This window comes from Oceanobacillus sp. FSL H7-0719 (genome assembly GCF_045040795.1).
Taxonomy (GTDB): Bacteria; Bacillota; Bacilli; order Bacillales; family Amphibacillaceae; genus Oceanobacillus.
The window spans coordinates 271,005-290,275 of the sequence record NZ_CP150301.1 but is presented as its reverse complement, the minus strand read 5'-3'; the positions used below and the strand labels follow the sequence as shown (position 1 = coordinate 290,275).

15 protein-coding genes, 1 rRNA gene, 1 riboswitch and 1 other annotated feature are annotated in these 19,271 nt (G+C 39.1%); of the genes, 7 read left to right on the top strand and 9 right to left on the bottom strand.

Annotation, left to right across the window (positions count from 1 at the left end):
- Window positions 1–105: 105 nt before the first annotated feature.
- Window positions 106–1,671: ribosomal RNA gene (locus NST93_RS01410) — 16S ribosomal RNA — on the bottom strand.
- 417 nt (window positions 1,672–2,088) lie between these two features.
- On the bottom strand, window positions 2,089–2,829 hold the full coding sequence (locus tag NST93_RS01405) for a hypothetical protein (protein WP_405100494.1): 741 nt from the start codon (window positions 2,827–2,829) through the stop codon (window positions 2,089–2,091).
- Window positions 2,830–2,938: 109 nt separating this feature from the next.
- Here NST93_RS01405 and NST93_RS01400 point away from each other — a divergent pair, with 109 nt between their 5' ends.
- Window positions 2,939–3,136: a hypothetical protein gene (locus NST93_RS01400; protein ID WP_405100492.1), complete on the top strand. Its 198-nt coding sequence runs from the start codon at window positions 2,939–2,941 to the stop codon at window positions 3,134–3,136.
- A 163-nt stretch (window positions 3,137–3,299) separates the two neighbouring features.
- On the opposite strand, the gene leuS is transcribed toward NST93_RS01400, so the two are convergent.
- Window positions 3,300–5,714 (bottom strand): leucine--tRNA ligase, encoded by a 2,415-nt coding sequence (gene leuS, locus NST93_RS01395; RefSeq protein ID WP_405100490.1) that lies wholly within the window; start codon window positions 5,712–5,714, stop codon window positions 3,300–3,302.
- Between the two features lie 117 nt (window positions 5,715–5,831).
- Window positions 5,832–6,047 (bottom strand) — a binding site (T-box leader).
- A 116-nt stretch (window positions 6,048–6,163) separates the two neighbouring features.
- Between leuS and NST93_RS01390 the strand changes: the two genes are divergently transcribed.
- Window positions 6,164–6,724, top strand: coding sequence for a class I SAM-dependent methyltransferase (locus NST93_RS01390; protein WP_405100488.1), 561 nt, complete (start codon window positions 6,164–6,166; stop codon window positions 6,722–6,724).
- 74 nt (window positions 6,725–6,798) lie between these two features.
- Here NST93_RS01390 and NST93_RS01385 read toward each other — a convergent pair whose 3' ends face one another.
- Together NST93_RS01385 and NST93_RS01380 are read right to left on the bottom strand one after the other, a co-directional pair.
- A complete protein-coding gene (locus tag NST93_RS01385; RefSeq protein ID WP_405100486.1) occupies window positions 6,799–7,221 on the bottom strand; it encodes a DUF1801 domain-containing protein in 423 nt (140 codons plus the stop codon).
- A gap of 30 nt (window positions 7,222–7,251) precedes the next feature.
- Complete coding sequence (locus NST93_RS01380) at window positions 7,252–8,313, bottom strand: tetraprenyl-beta-curcumene synthase family protein (protein WP_405100484.1); 1,062 nt, start codon at window positions 8,311–8,313, stop codon at window positions 7,252–7,254.
- A gap of 112 nt (window positions 8,314–8,425) precedes the next feature.
- On the opposite strand from NST93_RS01380, the gene NST93_RS01375 reads away from it, so the two are divergent.
- Window positions 8,426–8,947 carry a gamma carbonic anhydrase family protein gene (locus NST93_RS01375; RefSeq protein ID WP_405100482.1) on the top strand — a complete coding sequence of 174 codons (522 nt, stop codon included), beginning with the start codon at window positions 8,426–8,428 and terminating at the stop codon, window positions 8,945–8,947.
- A 66-nt stretch (window positions 8,948–9,013) separates the two neighbouring features.
- Here NST93_RS01375 and metK read toward each other — a convergent pair whose 3' ends face one another.
- A complete protein-coding gene (gene metK / locus NST93_RS01370) occupies window positions 9,014–10,216 on the bottom strand; it encodes a methionine adenosyltransferase (protein ID WP_405100480.1) in 1,203 nt (400 codons plus the stop codon).
- A gap of 139 nt (window positions 10,217–10,355) precedes the next feature.
- Window positions 10,356–10,460: riboswitch (SAM riboswitch) on the bottom strand.
- Between the two features lie 335 nt (window positions 10,461–10,795).
- On the opposite strand from metK, the gene pckA reads away from it, so the two are divergent.
- From pckA to NST93_RS01350, 4 genes are all read left to right on the top strand, one after another.
- The gene (gene pckA, locus NST93_RS01365) at window positions 10,796–12,385 is read left to right on the top strand and encodes a phosphoenolpyruvate carboxykinase (ATP) (RefSeq protein ID WP_405100478.1); all 1,590 of its coding nucleotides are present in this window, start codon (window positions 10,796–10,798) and stop codon (window positions 12,383–12,385) included.
- Between the two features lie 266 nt (window positions 12,386–12,651).
- On the top strand, window positions 12,652–13,635 hold the full coding sequence (locus tag NST93_RS01360) for an ABC transporter substrate-binding protein (protein ID WP_405100476.1): 984 nt from the start codon (window positions 12,652–12,654) through the stop codon (window positions 13,633–13,635).
- A 12-nt stretch (window positions 13,636–13,647) separates the two neighbouring features.
- The gene (locus NST93_RS01355; RefSeq protein WP_405100474.1) at window positions 13,648–14,439 is read left to right on the top strand and encodes an ABC transporter ATP-binding protein; all 792 of its coding nucleotides are present in this window, start codon (window positions 13,648–13,650) and stop codon (window positions 14,437–14,439) included.
- On the top strand, window positions 14,436–15,242 hold the full coding sequence (locus NST93_RS01350) for an ABC transporter permease (RefSeq protein ID WP_405100472.1): 807 nt from the start codon (window positions 14,436–14,438) through the stop codon (window positions 15,240–15,242). The genes NST93_RS01355 and NST93_RS01350 overlap by 4 nt, the downstream gene beginning before the upstream one ends.
- A 38-nt stretch (window positions 15,243–15,280) precedes the next feature.
- Here the strand turns inward: NST93_RS01350 and ytkD are convergent, their stop codons facing one another.
- From ytkD to NST93_RS01335, 3 genes are all read right to left on the bottom strand, one after another.
- A complete protein-coding gene (ytkD, locus tag NST93_RS01345) occupies window positions 15,281–15,748 on the bottom strand; it encodes an RNA deprotection pyrophosphohydrolase (protein WP_405100470.1) in 468 nt (155 codons plus the stop codon).
- A 137-nt stretch (window positions 15,749–15,885) separates the two neighbouring features.
- Complete coding sequence (locus NST93_RS01340; protein ID WP_405100468.1) at window positions 15,886–17,553, bottom strand: mechanosensitive ion channel; 1,668 nt, start codon at window positions 17,551–17,553, stop codon at window positions 15,886–15,888.
- A 212-nt stretch (window positions 17,554–17,765) separates the two neighbouring features.
- Window positions 17,766–19,202: an o-succinylbenzoate--CoA ligase gene (locus NST93_RS01335; protein WP_405100466.1), complete on the bottom strand. Its 1,437-nt coding sequence runs from the start codon at window positions 19,200–19,202 to the stop codon at window positions 17,766–17,768.
- Window positions 19,203–19,271 lie beyond the last annotated feature (69 nt).

Below are 19,271 nucleotides of genomic sequence, written 5' to 3'. Positions count from 1 at the left end.
GTCAACATCAGCTCCTTACAGTCGCTGTGTTTCCTTTATCTCATTACAAAGTGCTCCAGTTTGTACGTTTCTTAACGGTCGCCTGCGCTTTCTATTATTCCTTAGAAAGGAGGTGATCCAGCCGCACCTTCCGATACGGCTACCTTGTTACGACTTCACCCCAATCATTGGTCCCACCTTCGGCGGCTGGCTCCATAAAGGTTACCTCACCGACTTCGGGTGTTACCGACTCTCGTGGTGTGACGGGCGGTGTGTACAAGACCCGGGAACGTATTCACCGTGGCATGCTGATCCACGATTACTAGCGATTCCGGCTTCATGCAGGCGAGTTGCAGCCTGCAATCCGAACTGAGAATGGTTTTATGGGATTTGCTTGACCTCGCGGTTTTGCTCCCCTTTGTTCCATCCATTGTAGCACGTGTGTAGCCCAGGTCATAAGGGGCATGATGATTTGACGTCATCCCCACCTTCCTCCGGTTTGTCACCGGCAGTCACCTTAGAGTGCCCAACTAAATGCTGGCAACTAAGATCAAGGGTTGCGCTCGTTGCGGGACTTAACCCAACATCTCACGACACGAGCTGACGACAACCATGCACCACCTGTCACCACTGTCCCCGAAGGGAAAGCTATGTCTCCATAGCGGCCAGTGGGATGTCAAGACCTGGTAAGGTTCTTCGCGTTGCTTCGAATTAAACCACATGCTCCACCGCTTGTGCGGGTCCCCGTCAATTCTTTTGAGTTTCAGCCTTGCGGCCGTACTCCCCAGGCGGAGTGCTTAATGCGTTAACTTCAGCACTAAGGGGCGGAAACCCCCTAACACCTAGCACTCATCGTTTACGGCGTGGACTACCAGGGTATCTAATCCTGTTTGCTCCCCACGCTTTCGCTCCTCAGCGTCAGTTACAGACCAGAGAGTCGCCTTCGCCACTGGTGTTCCTCCACATCTCTACGCATTTCACCGCTACACGTGGAATTCCACTCTCCTCTTCTGTACTCAAGTCCTCCAGTTTCCAATGACCGCTTACGGTTGAGCCGTAAGATTTCACATCAGACTTAAAAGACCGCCTGCGAGCGCTTTACGCCCAATAATTCCGGACAACGCTTGCCACCTACGTATTACCGCGGCTGCTGGCACGTAGTTAGCCGTGGCTTTCTGGTTAGGTACCGTCAAGGTACGAGCAGTTACTCTCGTACTTGTTCTTCCCTAACAACAGAGTTTTACGATCCGAAAACCTTCATCACTCACGCGGCGTTGCTCCGTCAGACTTTCGTCCATTGCGGAAGATTCCCTACTGCTGCCTCCCGTAGGAGTCTGGGCCGTGTCTCAGTCCCAGTGTGGCCGATCACCCTCTCAGGTCGGCTACGCATCGTCGCCTTGGTAGGCCATTACCCCACCAACTAGCTAATGCGCCGCGGGCCCATCTGTAAGTGACAGCAAAACCGTCTTTCATTCTTTTACCAGGAGGTAAAAGACATTATCCGGTATTAGCTCACGTTTCCGCAAGTTATCCCGATCTTACAGGCAGGTTGCCCACGTGTTACTCACCCGTCCGCCGCTCGATCCACAATTCGTCACTCCGAAGAGATCTGAAAAGTTTCACGCGCTCGACTTGCATGTATTAGGCACGCCGCCAGCGTTCGTCCTGAGCCAAGATCAAACTCTCCATTAAAGTGTTTGAATAGAAAAACATAAGTTACTTCTATAAAATATCTTAGCTGTTTATACTCGTAAGATTTCATCTTCCGAGTTGTTATAATAGAAAACGGGGTTTTCCATTATAACTTTCGCTTCATCGCATAAATGCGATTCCGCTTGACATACTGGTTGTTTTGTTCAGTTTTCAAAGAGCAAATTTTACTTATCAGCTGCAATTAAGCAACTAATATATAATATCACACAAGACAAGTACTTGTCAATAACTTTTTAAATGAATTATATTAAGTTAAATTCACAAGTAATTAACCTTGGATTCACAGTATAGCATGGGCTAATTTCGTTGTCAATAATCCACAGTCATTTTTTTGCATTATTATACATTGTTTTTAAATAGAAGCAAGCTATCTCATAACAGAATGGAAAGAAGCGTTTATTTCGCTTCTTTCCAATCCGTTTGTAATATAAGCCATTTATCATTTTCGTAATACCATATTGTTTCCAGCACTCCTAATTGATCTGCATGATAAGCACCGCTAATTTGTTTATAACTTTTCAGTCCATACCCTTTACTATCACTAATTAATACAGGTTCAAAAAAAGCAATTGGATCTACCATCAGTTCAGTTTGCTTTAAAAGTTTTCCTTCTACATCGTAAATACCCAAGCGTATATAGTCCTCTTTACGCTGTTCGACATTCATAACAATCGGTTTTTTGTTGGGGAAAATTTCAATTACTGCATTGAAGCCGTCTTCAAAATGACCCTTTACATAATCCTGTGTTGGTAAAGGGATGTTTACTATTCTCCCTCCTGCAATTGTATCCAGTTGGGAATTGTATAGACCGCCACTCCCTCCAGTTGCACTCTGATAGAATATATCATTTATTCCATCATGATTTAAGTCAACGAATTGAAGAACAGGGTCATAACCACCTTGATAATTAATGCGCCAATCCTCTTCATTGGAAGTAATAATTGTATAGACTTCCTTAAAGTATTTAGAATCCGGAGAAAACAATATACCGTATAATTTAATTGAATCCGTTTCTCCGTCTCCCGTTATATCCTCTGTATATTCTTTAATCAGAACAGCATCAGATTCTTTTGCATTGACATCAGATGCTGAAAATAAGATTAATGGGACCATCAGTAAATAAATAATCTTTTTCATATTAGCCCTCTTTTCTCCGTTCTCGATTATTGTTAGAATATGTAACTTGTTTGCAAGCTATACACAAAAAGGTAAAATAATGTAGGGACTTTAAGAGAGTATTATAAATATGAATATTGTAAATGAAATAATTGCAAAAGAAGTCGAGCAGTTTCCCCCAACTAAAACTGATATGATTATTATTGAAATACGCGAAGATATAGTAACTGAAAACAGGGAAATAAAAGATGCTTTACACATTTGCCTGCAGCAAATTCCCGAAGTGATGGATAACCTGGATAAGAATAGGCCGTATATCATTGTCTGAGCTTAGGAGCCAGAAGCCAATGTACAGCATTTTTTATGGAAGCCCTTGGATTTAATGTTTCTAATCTAATTGAAGGAATATGAGATTGGCAAGGTGAGGTTTATAATATGTAATAAAAATGCTTTCTCTCCATATTATGAGAGAAAGCATTTTTATTGTTTTATTAATTAGCTACTACGTTCACTAGCTTGCCCGGAACAACGATGACTTTGCGAACGGTCTTTCCTTCCAGCCATTCTTGTAACTTTTCGTCAGCTAGTGCGGCTTTTTCCAAATCTTCCTTGGAAATGTCTTTTGGAACATTCAGTTTAGAGCGTACTTTACCCATTACTTGCAGTACTACTTCAATTTCATCTTCTACAAGTTTGGAAGCATCAAATGTCGGCCAAGCTGCATACGTAATTGTATCAGAATTACCTAGAAGCCTCCAAAGCTCTTCACCAATATGCGGGGCAACTGGCGCCAGCATTTTTACAAAGCCTTCAGCATAAGCTTGTGGTATTGTATCTGCTTTATAAGCTTCGTTAATAAATACCATCATTTGCGAAATTGCGGTATTAAAATGAAGGTTATTGTAATCCTCTGTAACTTTTTTCACTGTTTCATGATAAACCTTATCCAGTTTTTCATTTCCAGCTGAACCTATCTTTTCATTAAGTGAGCCATCTTCATTAATAAACAGGCGCCAAATTCTATCCAGAAAACGACGTGCCCCGTCCAAACCGTTCGTTGACCATGTTACGGAAGCATCCAGCGGACCCATAAACATTTCATAAAGCCTTAAAGTGTCAGCACCATGAGAAGCAACAATGTCATCCGGGTTCACTACATTCCCTTTTGACTTACTCATCTTCTCGTTGCCTTCACCAAGAATCATGCCTTGGTTATACAATTTTTGGAAAGGTTCTTTCGTCGGGACTGCACCGATATCGTATAAGAATTTATGCCAGAATCTTGCATAAAGCAAATGCAGTACAGCATGCTCAGCTCCTCCAATATACAAATCAGCTGGGAGCCATTTTTCCAATGCTTTTGGATCCGCTAACTGCTCCGTATTATCTGGATCAATATAGCGCAGGAAGTACCAGCAGCTTCCAGCCCACTGTGGCATTGTGTTTGTTTCCCGGCGACCCTTCATGCCTGTTTTTGGATCGACTACATTCACCCATTCTTCACTGTTTGCAAGTGGTGATTCTCCAGTGCCAGATGGTTTAATCTCTGAAAGCGTCGGAAGTTCTAATGGCAGCTCTTCTTCAGGGACAACTGTCATGGAACCGTCTTCCCAATGAATAACAGGAATTGGCTCTCCCCAATAACGCTGTCTTGCAAATAACCAATCACGAAGACGGTAGGTTATCTTTTTCTCACCCTTATTATTTTCAACAAGCCAATCTATCATTTTGCTAATCGCTTCATTCTTGTCAAGTCCATTTAAGAAGCCAGAATTAACATGTTCACCATCACCAGCATAAGCTTCTTTTGTAATATCTCCACCGCTGACAACTTCCGTAATTGGAAGTTCAAACATTGTCGCAAACTCATAGTCACGTTCATCATGTGCAGGTACAGCCATAATTGCACCAGTCCCGTATGATATCAAGACATAGTCTGCAACCCAGATTGGCATCTTTTCATTGTTTGCAGGGTTGATTGCGTATGCACCAGTAAATACTCCTGTTTTATCCTTCGCTAAATCTGTTCGCTCAAGATCCGACTTTGTCTCTACTTCATGTAAATATGCATCAACTGCATGCAGTTGCTCAGTGGTTGTAATTTCTTTTACTAAAGGGTGCTCAGGCGCTAATACCGCATACGTCGCTCCAAACAAAGTGTCTGGTCGTGTTGTAAACACAGTAAATTCTTTCTCATGTCCTTCGATATTAAATGTAACTTCTGCTCCTTCAGAGCGGCCAATCCAATTGCGCTGCATTTCTTTTAAGCTTTCAGGCCAATCCAGTTCCTCCAAATCTTCCAATAAGCGGTCCGCATAAGCTGTAATTTTTAACATCCATTGTCTCATTGGCTTACGAATGACAGGATGACCGCCGCGCTCACTCTTTCCATCAATTACTTCCTCATTTGCCAGAACCGTGCCTAATGCCGGGCACCAATTCACGGCTACTTCATCAATATACGCAAGTCCTTTTTCATATAGCTTAATAAAAATCCATTGTGTCCATTTATAATAGTTCGGATCTGTCGTATTTATCTCACGATCCCAATCATACGAAAAACCAAGCTCTTGAATTTGACGTTTAAATGTTGCAATATTCTGTTCTGTGAATTCTGCCGGACTATTTCCAGTATCGATTGCATATTGCTCTGCAGGGAGACCAAAAGCATCCCAGCCCATTGGATGCAGGACTTCATATCCCTGCATCCGTTTCATTCTTGAGATAATATCTGTAGCCGTATATCCTTCTGGGTGTCCTACGTGAAGACCAGCTCCAGACGGATAAGGGAACATATCCAGTGCAAAGAATTTCTCTTTTTCAGAATACGTATCTGTTTTAAATGATTTATTTTCTTCCCAGTACGCTTGCCATTTCTTTTCAATTTCAACATGATTAAAGCTCATCCTGTTGACCCTCCTTCAATTATCGAGAAACAAATGTAACATCTTTATACCAAGCATTGCCTATTTTAATTGAAATGATATTCTTTTCTAAATAAAAAAAGCCACTCATCCCTTGAAAATAGGGACGAGAAGCATATTTTCCCGCGGTACCACCCAAATTAACGCAAAATTACGTTCGCTTGATATCTTTAACGCAGACAGACGGCAGAAATTACTTCGTTCACTTCTGCAACATTATAGGTGAGTTCATAAATTTTCACGTAAACAGCTTGCACCATCCGCTGTCTCTCTATATACGAAAAATTCATTACTAATCCTATGCATCGTTTTTACATTATAATTATATCGAATTATAAAGAATCCCCTCTATATTGTCAAGAATAGCCAAATGCCCTATCCTTTACTTAATGGGATATCCCTTATTTTAATAAAGAAGGAAAGTGTGATATATGTTGCAAGGTATTTTAAACTATGCTCACCATCTATTAAAAGAGTCTATTTCTCCTGGAGACCTTGTTGTTGATGCAACCTGCGGAAATGGGAATGATACATTATTTTTAGCAAAGCTTGTCGGCGAAAAAGGAAAAGTGCTTGCATTTGATATTCAGGAGCAGGCGATTAAAGCAACAGAATCCATGCTTGAAGAACATCATCTACATCATGTAACATTGATTCAAGACAGTCACGCGTTTATTGCTCATTATCTTAAAGCAGAGGAAAATATCGCAGGTGCCATCTTTAACCTCGGCTATCTTCCAAAAAGCGATAAAACAATTATTACAAAGAGCAGCTCTACACTCCAGGCGCTTGAACAACTCCTTGAAAAATTAAAGAAAAAAGGATTGATTGTTTTCGTTGTCTATCACGGTCATGAGGGCGGCAAGGAAGAAAAGGATTCGTTAATCGAGTTTGTTTCCCAGCTCGAACAAAAGAAGTACCATGTGCTCCAGTATCAATTCATTAACCAGAAAAATAATCCGCCTTTTATTCTTGCAATTGAGAAGCGCTAATGTAAGTTTGGACAAAAATAAATAAGTGTTAGAATATCGCTGCGCATCTTTATTGCACGCAGCGATATTAGTCCTTAGTCTATGCCATAAAGCTCATCAATGTGCTCCACTGTTTCTCTAATTAATTCCTCTAACACCTCAAGATTGATATCTTCAATTTTATTTACATATACACAGCCTTTACTTGCTTTATGCTTTCCAAAATTCGTCAGCAATTTATCACGCTCTGTACTATCCAGCATAAAATAAAGGCTATGTCTCGCTTTTCTTGGGGAGAAACCAACGACAGGGGCATCCCCTTCATGACCAGAATCATATTTATAATGATAAGAACCAAAACCAATAATGCTTGGCCCCCACATCTTTGCCTGCTTCCCAGTTATAAGTGTAAAAATATCTAAGAAACGATAGGCATCCTCTCTGCGTTTTGGGTGTTCCACCGCCTCAATAAATTCAATAACATCCCGATCTGTTTCTTTCATCTTAGGTTCGTACATTCTGCTGCTCCCTCCAATGCATTCCTGCTTTTAATCTGTTAAATTATAATATAACCTAATATTATAATGAAGGAATCTCCCTGTAAAACCGCTAGTCTTTAGAAGCTCTTTCCTAAGTTTAGAAGTTTGTCCAAGTTTTTTAAGTTTTTTATCACTTAAATACAACCCTACCAAGCCCTTAGGAATATAGCGGTGAAATTTCTTATCAGGAAGCTGCGCCATCTTTTCCTCTGCTAGTATGAAGAAATATTGCAATCTCTCAAGCATCTGCACCTCATCACCATAATAGTTGCAGAAGTTTAAATCCCCTTCCAGCTTATCTTCTTCCTGATCAACATAATAATCAAGCAGTATATGCAGCCCTTGAACATAAGGGAAATAGCAGTCAACAATTTTTTCAATTAGTGCTTTAGTCAATTTACCAGAAAATCCATATGCTGCAAGGCAGAAGATTCCTAATGTCGAACCTGCAGCCGCTGAAAATTCATTCCAGCGAAGTCCAAGTGCCTGATTTTTGTTTGTATTATACCAACGAATCAATCTTGGCAAACGTTCTTCCTCTTTTACATGCTTGTGGATTTGCAATTCAGCATATAATCCTTCCAATTCCAGCATTTTCTCTTTGATAAGCGGGTAATCTTCAATTTCAAGCAATGTGTTTTGACAAGTTTGTACAAGCTCACCAAGATAGCCGCCATCATCTTGTTCCTCACGACATGCATAATAATTCTTCAAGCGGTTTCCTGGAGACAAAGCATCCTTCATTGCTTCATGGAGCGTTGTAAAGTCATCTGGATCAAGAGAAGTGCTTCTGTCGCATAAATTATCGAGGTAGTCACTTATCGTCTGGTAGGCTACAATGAATCGCAACGCCTTTTTATCATGAACACCAGCTAATAATGCAAATACACTCCCGCCCTGACAATGAAATGTTTTCGTTTCAATACTTGCCAAAGCTTGATTACGTAATTCAGCATCAGGAATTGCTTCCGCTTTCTTTTTCCATTCATTCAATTCTTTTTCAATTACAGGAAATAATTCTGTAAATACGCGATTCAATAATCCTATTGCTGTTTTCGGCAAACCTTTCAACCTGATTCCTCCATTATTTACTTCGTTATCTATTTCATCATTTGCTATACTATTTAATATAGTATCATCTATTAAAAAATAAAAATACAGAGGAGAAAAGGAGCATACATATATGATTGATCATTACTTAGGGGTTTATCCAGAAATACATGATTCCGTTTTTGTTGCCAAAAATGCTGTAATCAATGGTAATGTAAAAATTGACGAAGGTTCAAGTATTTGGTTTCATACTGTAATTCGCGGAGATGTTGCTCCGACCAGAATTGGAAAGAGAGTAAGCATTCAGGATTTATCAGTGCTCCATCAAAGTCCAAATCATCCGCTGATTATTGAGGATGATGTAACTGTCGGCCATAAGGTTATGCTTCATTCCTCCATCATTCGCAAAAATGCCCTGATTGGAATGGGAGCGATCATTCTGGATGGTGCTGAAATTGGGGAAAATGCTTTTATCGCTGCTGGAACGTTAGTCCCGCCCGGCAAAAAGATACCGCCCAATACACTTTGGATGGGTAACCCGGCGAGGTTTGCCCGAGAACTTTCCGATGCAGACTTTGCGGAAATGGAGAGAGTCCGGAAATCGTATGTTGAAAAGGGGCAATATTATAAAGAGAAAACAAGTTTGGGTAAATAATCTTCAATATTTCTGGAATCTATTAAAAAAGGCAATTCCAGATTATCATTTGGAATTGCCTTTGCATTAATTATCTTTCGCTAAGCTTTGAAGCTCTTCTGCTTTATCAATCTTCTCCCAAGGGAATATAATATCTGTCCTGCCAAAGTGTCCATAAGCTGCCGTGTTTTTAAATATAGGCTTTCTTAAATCGAGCATACGAATAATTCCAGCCGGACGCAAGTCGAAAATCTGGCGCACTGCTTTAACAAGGGCAGCTTCACTAACCGCACCCGTATCAAATGTATCAATTGCGATGGATACAGGCTCTGCTACACCAATTGCATATGCAAGCTGAACTTCACATTTTTTAGCAAGACCTGCCGCTACAATATTTTTCGCAACATAGCGTGCTGCATATGCTGCCGAGCGGTCAACTTTTGTTGCATCTTTTCCGCTGAACGCACCACCGCCATGACGCGCATAGCCGCCATACGTATCTACAATAATTTTACGTCCAGTTAATCCTACATCACCTTGCGGGCCGCCTAGAACAAATCGGCCAGAAGGATTGATAAAATATTTCGTATGTTCATCTAATAGATTACTTGGAACAACCGGTTTAATAACATGCTCTATAATATCCTTTTCAATTTTTTCATTTTGGATATCTTCGTGATGCTGAGTGGAAACAACGATTGTATCAACACGCACTGGCTCATTATTTTCATCATACTCTACTGTTACCTGTGTCTTTCCGTCAGGTCGCAAGTAATATAATGTGCGATCTTTTCTTACATCCGTCAAACGTTTTGCAAGTTTATGAGCAAGGCTGATTGGAAGCGGCATATACTCTTCTGTTTCATCACACGCATAGCCAAACATTAAACCTTGGTCACCTGCTCCAATAGCATCAATTTCTTCTGCTTCCATTTGTCCCTGTCTTGCTTCGAGCGCCTTATCCACCCCTCCAGCAATATCAGGAGATTGTTCATCAATTGCAGTAATTACTGCACAGGTTTCTGAGTCAAAACCATATTTCGCTCTTGTATAGCCAATTTCTTTAATAGTTTTACGTACAACTTCAGAAATATCAACATATGTGGCAGTGGAAATTTCCCCCGCAACAAAAACCATTCCTGTTGTAACCATTGTTTCACACGCTACACGAGCATTTGGATCTTCTTTTAAAATTTCATCAAGGATTGCATCTGAGATTTGGTCAGACATTTTATCTGGGTGTCCCTCTGTTACAGATTCCGATGTAAATAAACGACGATTCACAGCCATTTGGCTTGTTCTCTCCTTTGTAATTATTGTAACGAAACCCTATACATTTAATGTAATTATTTTCAATCATTCAAAGTACAGTACATAAAAACAAAAAACCTTTCCTGAAGTCATGAGGAAAGGAATTCACGGCCTTTCACTCTTATTGTTCAAGGAGTCATCCTTGCACCAGGTTAGCACCTTTCACTTTAGTGAGGTTGCTGGGCTTCATAGGGTCCGTCCCTCCGCCGACTCTGAATAAGAAATGAAAATATAATACCTTATTAAAAGGCTTTGTTAAAAGATTCATTACAATTATTTATTAGTTAACCTACCCATAAGTTCCGAGTATTTACTGCAATTTAGCTTATCATAATTTGCATAATGAATCAAACGGGAGTTACTGTATTCATATTTATTTTACGAATGAAACTTTTGAATTACGTTTCACTGTACCCTCAAAATATTTTTTCTAAAAATCCCCCGCATTAGTATGGATTAATTATTCTAATGTGTTATACTAATAACAGATTTAAGATAAACATTGGTAAAGATGAGATCTTACCTATAATAAAACCTTCTAAAGGCAGGAGAATGATAATGAAAATGGTGGAGAAATCATTGGTTAACGAATTGAATAAGCATGAAAATCTAAAACGAAACTTATCTGTAGCCCGTCTTGTCGAGCGTGTCTTAGATCGCAAGGAAGGTGTCTTAACTTCTACAGGTGCAGTTACCGCTACTACTGGTAAATATACCGGACGATCACCGAAAGATAAATTCATTGTAAAAGATGAAATTAGTGAAGATACGGTGGACTGGGGAAATGTAAACCAGCCAATTGATGAAGCTTCCTTTGATAAATTATATCATAAAGTCGTTGATTATCTTATGGAAAAAAATGAAGTATACCAATTTAAGGGATTCGCGGGAGCAGATAAAAAGTATCGCCTTCCAATTCAAGTATTTAATGAATTCGCATGGCATAATCTGTTTGCTCGTCAGCTTTTCATTGCACCAACAAGAGAGGAATTAGAAAATCACACTTCAGAATTCACGGTGATTTCCGCACCTCACTTTAAAGCAGATCCTAAAGTAGATGGAACAAATTCAGAAACATTCATTATCGTTTCCTTCAAAAAACGTATCGTATTAATTGGCGGAACAGAATATGCTGGAGAAATCAAAAAATCAATTTTTTCCATTATGAACTATCTCTTGCCCCAGCGAAATATCCTTTCCATGCACTGCTCTGCAAACGTTGGGCAGGAAGGTGATGTTGCTTTATTCTTTGGACTTTCAGGGACTGGAAAGACAACACTGTCTGCCGACCCGTATCGTCGCCTAATTGGCGATGATGAGCATGGCTGGAGTCCAAATGGCGTGTTTAACATTGAAGGTGGCTGCTACGCAAAATGCGTTAACCTATCCCAGGAAAAGGAACCGCAAATTTTCAACGCGATTCGTTTTGGTTCTGTACTAGAAAATGTCGTTACTAATGAAGTAACAAGCGAACCCGATTATGATGATACATCTTTAACAGAAAATACTCGTGCAGCGTACCCAGTAGAGAATATAGATAACATTGTTACACCAAGTGTTGCAGGTCATCCAAATACGATTATTTTCCTGACAGCAGATGCATCTGGTACATTGCCGCCTATTAGTAAACTGACAAAGGAGCAAGCTATGTATCACTTCTTAAGCGGCTACACTAGTAAACTTGCTGGAACAGAGCGCGGGGTTACAGAACCACAAGTAACTTTCTCAGCATGCTTTGGCTCACCATTCTTGCCTTTAGAACCAGCGAAATACGCTGATATGCTTGGGCAAAAAATCGATCAATATGACGCGAATGTCTTTCTCGTAAATACTGGCTGGACTGGCGGTTCATATGGAGTTGGCAATAGAATGAAGCTTTCTTATACACGCGCAATGATTCATGCTGCATTAGAAGGTGAATTAAATAATATTGAAACAATAACAGATGACATATTTGGCTTGAAGATTCCGGTACATGTTGCAGGCGTCCCTGATGAAGTATTAGTTCCTAAGAATACATGGGAAGATAAAGACGCTTACGAAGATGCAGCCAAATCTCTCGCAATGGAATTTCATAATAACTTCAAGAAATTCAACAACGTGAGTACATCCATCAAACAGGCTGGACCATTTTATAACGAAAATTAATTTGTTTCCTCATCCCAAAAAGGATTTTTATATATGAGTGAAAATTGATCAGCTGCTTGCTGATCCCCTGACCTTCTATTTCGAGGGTCAGGTTTTTTTGTTTAAGAACCTCTAAGGAGTTAACTTACATATCCTCGTATCACGATCATGCTGTTCCATTTGTTTAGTTTCCATTTTGTATTTCAATTTTCATAAAGGAACATTATTTATATCTGGGCATAAACTGTATTTGACTATCTACTTTAAAGTGAAAGGGTCGAAACATCATGAAAAGAATCGGCAGTTTTTTATTTCTGATATTACTGATTGCACTTCTTTCCGCTTGTAATGCTGGCACAGTAAAAATAAATCTCGCAGAAGTTACACGATCTGTTTTCTATACACCACAGTATGTTGCTTTAGAAAAGGGATATTTTTCCGATGAGGGTTTGGATGTTGAACTGCAAACAACTTGGGGCGGCGATACAACAATGACTGCCTTGCTTTCAGGTGGTGCAGATATCGCACTCGTCGGCTCGGAAACATCAATCTATGTATATGCTCAGGATTCAAAAGATTACGCAATTAACTTTGCTCAGCTCACAAAAACAGATGGTACTTTTCTTGTCGCCAAGGAAGAGAGCCCTGATTTCAATTTTGAGGATATGAAAGATGAAAAGTTTCTTGGGCAGCGAGTTGGCGGCATGCCGCAAATGGTTGGTGAGTTCGTCCTGAAAAAACACAATATTGATCCCCACCAAGACCTGGAATTAAATCAGAGTATTGACTTCGCTAACATTCCCAGCGCATTTCAATCTGGTGATTATCAATATGTACAGCTATTTGAACCTACTGCAAGTATATTTGAACAAGAAGGACAGGGACATATTGTAGCATCCTTTGGTGAAGAATCAGGCGAAGTTCCTTATACGGTTTTCATGACAAAACAAAGCTTTCTGGAAGATGAAGAAGAAACAATCAAGAAATTCACAAGAGCAATTTATCGTGCACAGCAATGGGTAAACGATACCGATGCAGATACGATTGCAGAAGTTGTTGATCCCTATTTCGAGGATACAAACCTTGAAATACTTTCCACTTCAATTGAACGCTATAAAAGTCAGGGTTCCTTCTCTACAGATCCGATTTTACAACTGGATGCATGGGATAATTTGAAAGATATTATGGATGAAGCTGGTGAACTTCCAATTGATGCGCCATATGAAGACTTGGTTAACACGAACATTGCTGAAGAAGTAATGAATGAGTAGGAGGTAAATTTTATGAAGATGTTAGAACTTCAGCAGGTCAGTCATTACTATTTTTCTAAAACCAGTTACACCAAGGCATTAGAAAACATCTCATTCTCGGTACAGCCTGGCGAGTTTATCTCTTTACTTGGCCCAAGCGGATGCGGCAAATCAACAATCCTCTCTATTATCGCAAAGCTTATGAAGAACACTTCAGGCAACATAAAAATCAAGGGAGAGCCACTTGAAAAAAGTGATGCAGAAATCGGTTATATGCTTCAGCAGGATTATTTATTCCCCTGGAAAACGATTCTTGATAATATCCTGCTTGGTCCAAAAATTCAAAAGCGCTATGATGAAACAATCGAAAATCAAGCAAAAAAGCTTTTACAAGAAGTTGGCTTAGGAAACGTATTAAAGCAATACCCCGCAGAATTATCTGGAGGTATGCGCCAACGTGCGGCATTGGCACGAACATTAATGAATGACCCAGCAATCTTTCTGCTTGATGAACCCTTCTCCTCACTCGATTATCAAACAAAGTTAAAGCTGGAAGAACTTGTATCCAATACGCTATCTAACTATAATAAAACAACTATCCTTGTAACACACGATATTGGCGAAGCAATTGCAATGAGCGACCGAATTATTATTTTATCAGCTCATCCAGGAAGGATTTCAACGTTTTATGAGATTCCCATCGAATTAAGAATTGAATCACCAATGGCAGTCAGAAAGCATCCAAAGTATCAACCGCTTTTCGATAAAATTTGGCAAAGTCTGGAGTCAGCAAAAAGCGATAATGAAACAGGTGAACTCCTATGAAAATGAGTTCAGATGAACAACTATTCTCCCGTTATCTAAAAGGCTTAAAGAAAGAAAAGAAAATCGTCCTTTCGTGGCAGCTGATCATTGCACTCGCATTCTTTGTCAGTTGGGAAGTGTGCAGCAGATTCTATATTATTGATCCCTTGCTTTTCAGCTCACCTACAAAAATTGTTGAACTGTTAATCCATCGGCTTTCTAATGGAACACTGTTGAACCACATATCAATTACGTTATTTGAAACGCTATTGGGTTTTATTCTTGGAACACTTGGCGGTATTGTCATTGCAAGTGTGCTTTGGTATTCCAGACGCTTTGCCAGCATTATGGACCCTTACCTAGTCATTTTTAATGCGATGCCTAAAGTAGCTTTAGGACCAATTCTTATTGTAGCTCTTGGGCCTGGATATTTTTCAATTATTGCAATGGGATTCATTATATCTGTGATTGTTACTACACTTGTCGTCTATAGTGCCTTTAATGAGGTAGATGAAAATTATACGATGGTGCTCCGGAGTTTCGGAGCAAATAAATGGCAAACCTTTAAAGAGGCAGTATTTCCAGCTACTTTACCTGTTATGGTTTCCACATTAAAAGTAAATGTAGGTTTATCCTGGGTAGGCGTTATAGTTGGAGAGTATCTCGTTTCTAAAAATGGTCTCGGCTATTTAATTATCTATGGATTCCAAGTATTCGACTTTACCTTAGTTATGGCCAGTCTTGTGATTATTGCCATCCTTGCAGCAATCATGTACAAAATGGTTGAAAAACTTGAAAAATGGTTGATTCGCCATACGAAGTAAAAGAAATCGCTGCAAAATGAGCGATTTCTTTTTTATACTTAAAAGGAATTTTTCTCAATATATTCCATGGAATAGTCTAATACCTGATCCTTCATAATAAAGCTGTATGCCTGGTTATAGTTTACATTCCCTGGAATTTCAGATAATAGAACAGGCCCATCCGTTTCATAATAGGACTCTTCTTCAATTAATCGATTGATAATAGCAAAATACACGTTTTTAATGACGTAATCTTTCCTGCCATTTACATAATACTGTCCAATATAGTGGATTTGTTCTACAATTCCGCCAGTTTCTTCATGTACTTCACGAATTGCTGCTTCCTCTGCAGTTTCACCTAGTTCAACCTTGCCTCCCGGAAACTCTAATCCTCTTTCTTTATGCTTTGTTAGCAGCCACTGCCCTTTGTAACGGCAAATGACCCATACATGCTTTGGATTTTTTGAGAAGGGATGATTTTCAAAGGAGAGCTGTACTTCATTTTTATAAAAATCTTTAAATATCATCAAGCTAATCCACGACCTTTTGCCATTTAATTTCTGTGATAATGTGTTTTTGACTCATTGTATCATATCATACAGCACGATTCATTGCAGGAAAAACATGCTCTTCAAATGATTGAAGAGCATGTTTTTACTAAATTCTATTTAGGTCTTCGATCATCAATCGATCCTGGTGTGTAATCAGTCGTTTCTTTTGAATCAAAAGTATCTGTCTGATTAGCTTGTATTCCTTCAAATTGCTGTTCTTTATTTTCGTCTTCCCTGTTCGGTTTACGCTCTTCGTTTATTTTTGTTCCTTCAATTGTTTTATCAAATTTTCGGAGATACTTACTGGCAAAGTCTTTACCGCCTAAACCAAACGCAAGGCCAAATGCAAGTGCCAATCCACCAAGAATGAGTATAAAGGCTGCATTAACAATAGTTGGTGCTATTCCTAGCTGCGTAAGTGCCATAAATACAGCAATTGTAATGATGGTATATTTTGCAAAAGTTGCAAGTGTTTTTGATGCTTGACCGACTAATATGCTCTTTAATATTTTTTCAACAATATTCGAAAGGATTAATGCAACACCCAGCGTCAATACTGCCGCTATTACCATTGGCAGATATGCGGTCACAGTAGTTGCTATCCCTACCAAGAAATCAAGCTGCAGAACATGCAATGCTTGAATAATCATGAAGAAGACAATTAACACTTGAACGATATAACCGACTAAAGCTGCGGGAGCAAGTTTTCCAGCAAGTTCCGATTGTTTTACATTCATTTTCTCTGTAACACGATTGAAACCTATATTTTTCAAATAGCCACTGACAAAATCACCAATGAATTTTCCTAGCCAAATACCAACAAAGATAAGTACAACGGCAATAATAATATTCGGAATCATCGTAACAGCTTTATCAAGCATGCTTATCGCCGGATCAGTTATTCCAGCTAACTCAAGTTGCTCTAATGCTGCAATTGTTACAGGTATTAGAATAACAATAAACACTAGGTTTGCTGCAAATGCCGCTAGACTTGTACCTTGGAAGATTTTCTTTAAATGAAGTTTATCAGCAAGTTTTTCTGATCCTGCAGCTTGAAGCAGATTCTCCACAATTGATTTTGTGATTTTCGCTATAAACCAGCCAACAGCAAAGATAAGTGCTGCAGCGATCAATTTCGGTATGAAATCTAGTATTGTCGACAATAAGCCTGTAAACGGTTCTGCAACACCTGAAATATTAAGTGCATTTAATACAGCTGGCAAGAATAGCAGTAAAACAAGGTAAAAAGCAACTTTTCCAACTGTCCGGGTATAACTAAGAATTTCTTCTTCAGTCTTGGCGATTTTCAATTTATAAAATAAATGTGTTAAGTTAAAGCGCCTTGAGCCCTCAACAATTAACCAACGAACAACTGTTGCAATTCCCCATGCTACCGCAAATATTAAGGCTGCCTTCAAGATAGCTGGGATAATTCCTAAAAAGGTTGAGACTAAGTCAGAGAGCGGACCTGCAAGCATATTTAAATTCAATACATTCAGGAATATAATAAACACAATTATTAATAAAAAGTAGTATATGACTTTTCCTATTACTTCGTTTGTATTGATGCTTTTTTTGTCCTCTGTTTCTGTATGTTCTGTGGTCCGAAACTTTTTAAGTGTTTTTTCATCCCACTTTGTTTTAATTAACGCTTTCTCCACACCTTTTCCAATTGCCTTCGCAATGAGCCACCCGATTAATAATACGAGTAAGGCAACTATGAAATTAACTACGCTGTGCATAAAGCTTGTAGAAAAATATTGATCAAAAAAATCATTCATTTCCATTTCTCCCTCCACTGTTGATATCTATCTGTACCTTGCAGAGTGAGTTTTGAAACATGACATCTTTTTTACCAATATATTACAGATTCATCCTATGTTGCTTTTCATCTGACGCTTAAGACGCTCAATTGGCCACAATCTATGAGATATGGATGCACACTAGAGTATGGATTAATACGATCAAGAAGCTAATCTGCTGAAAGATGTAATTACTTTTTGTGTAATTTACTTCTTACAAGTTTGTTTGCAGCATTTCTTGGCAGTTGATCGGTAAAGAAAATTTTCTTTGGCAGTTTGTATTTTGCCAGGTGTTTTTCCAGAAATGTTAGAATTTCTGCTTCTGTAATTAATTTATTTGTTACGACATAGGCAACAGGAACTTGTCCCCATGTATCATCTACTGTCTTCGTTACACCCGCTTCTTTAATCTCTGCCATTTTTACTAAAGCACTTTCTATCTCTGAAGGATAAATATTTTCCCCCCCTGAGATAATCAGATCTGTTCTGCGATCAACTACATATAGAAAGCCTTCTTGATCTACATAACCAAGATCTCCTGTTTTAAGCCAGCCCTTTGAAATACTTTCATCATTAGCCTTTTGATTATTATAGTACCCAGCTGTAACCGTTGGTCCTTTTACAATAATTTCTCCTACTCCATCTTCTCCAGGTTTGTCAATTTTCAATTCGGCAGGGAGCAAAGGCTTCCCAGCTGACCCAAGTTTATTAAGGGCATCTTCAGGACTTAAGGTAACAATTTGTGAAGTGGTTTCTGTCATGCCATAGCTTTGGAAGACAGGTATATCCTTAGATTTCGCTCTTTCAAGCAAGGACTTCGGAGCGGGCCCGCCACCAAGCAGCAGACATCTTAACCTTTCTGGGTAGCGTTCCTCCCCCATAGTTTCCATCAATCTCTGCACCATCACTGTAACGACAGAGACTATTGTAATATCCTTTTGCATTATTGCTTCATGTATATGGTTTTCGTTAAATTTCTTCATTAGATAAATTGGCATCCCATAAATAACACTTTTCATCAATGTTGATAGACCACTCACATGGAAGAGCGGCAAGGAAATCAGCCATTTATCCTTCTTATCGAGGCCCAGATTTAAAGCAGAAGCAATTGCATTCCACCAGTGATTGCCATAGGTATGCATCACTCCTTTAGGAAAGCCTGTCGTACCCGAGGTATAAATAATTGTAAATGTATTTTTCAAATTAATTTCCTGTAATAATTCGATATCTGCTTCAGCTGTATTATGCAAATCAAGAAAGCTATATTGCTTTAATATATTCAGGCGGCGTTTTTTCTCTTCATTGTCTGTAATTAATAGACCTGCTTCTGCATCTCGAAGCTGATAGTTAAGCTCCTTATCAGAAAGCCTCGTATTTAACAGGATACCTACTGCACCTAAATAACTTAATGCATGGATTGTATATACCATCTCCAATTGATTAGAAGACAAAACACCAATATGTGTACCTGCTTTAACACCTAAAGCTGCTAATTTTCTGGCATAGTTTTCACTATTCATTTTCAATTCCTTAAAGGTAACTTTCTTACCGTCAGGGAATTCCAATGCCACATGGTTCGGTGATAAACCAGCTTGCTTTGTTAGCCAGTGCGGAATGATTTCTGTCATGCTATTTATTCCTTTCTCGTTAAAAATAATACAACATTAATTATATCACGAAAAAAACCTTTGCATTTA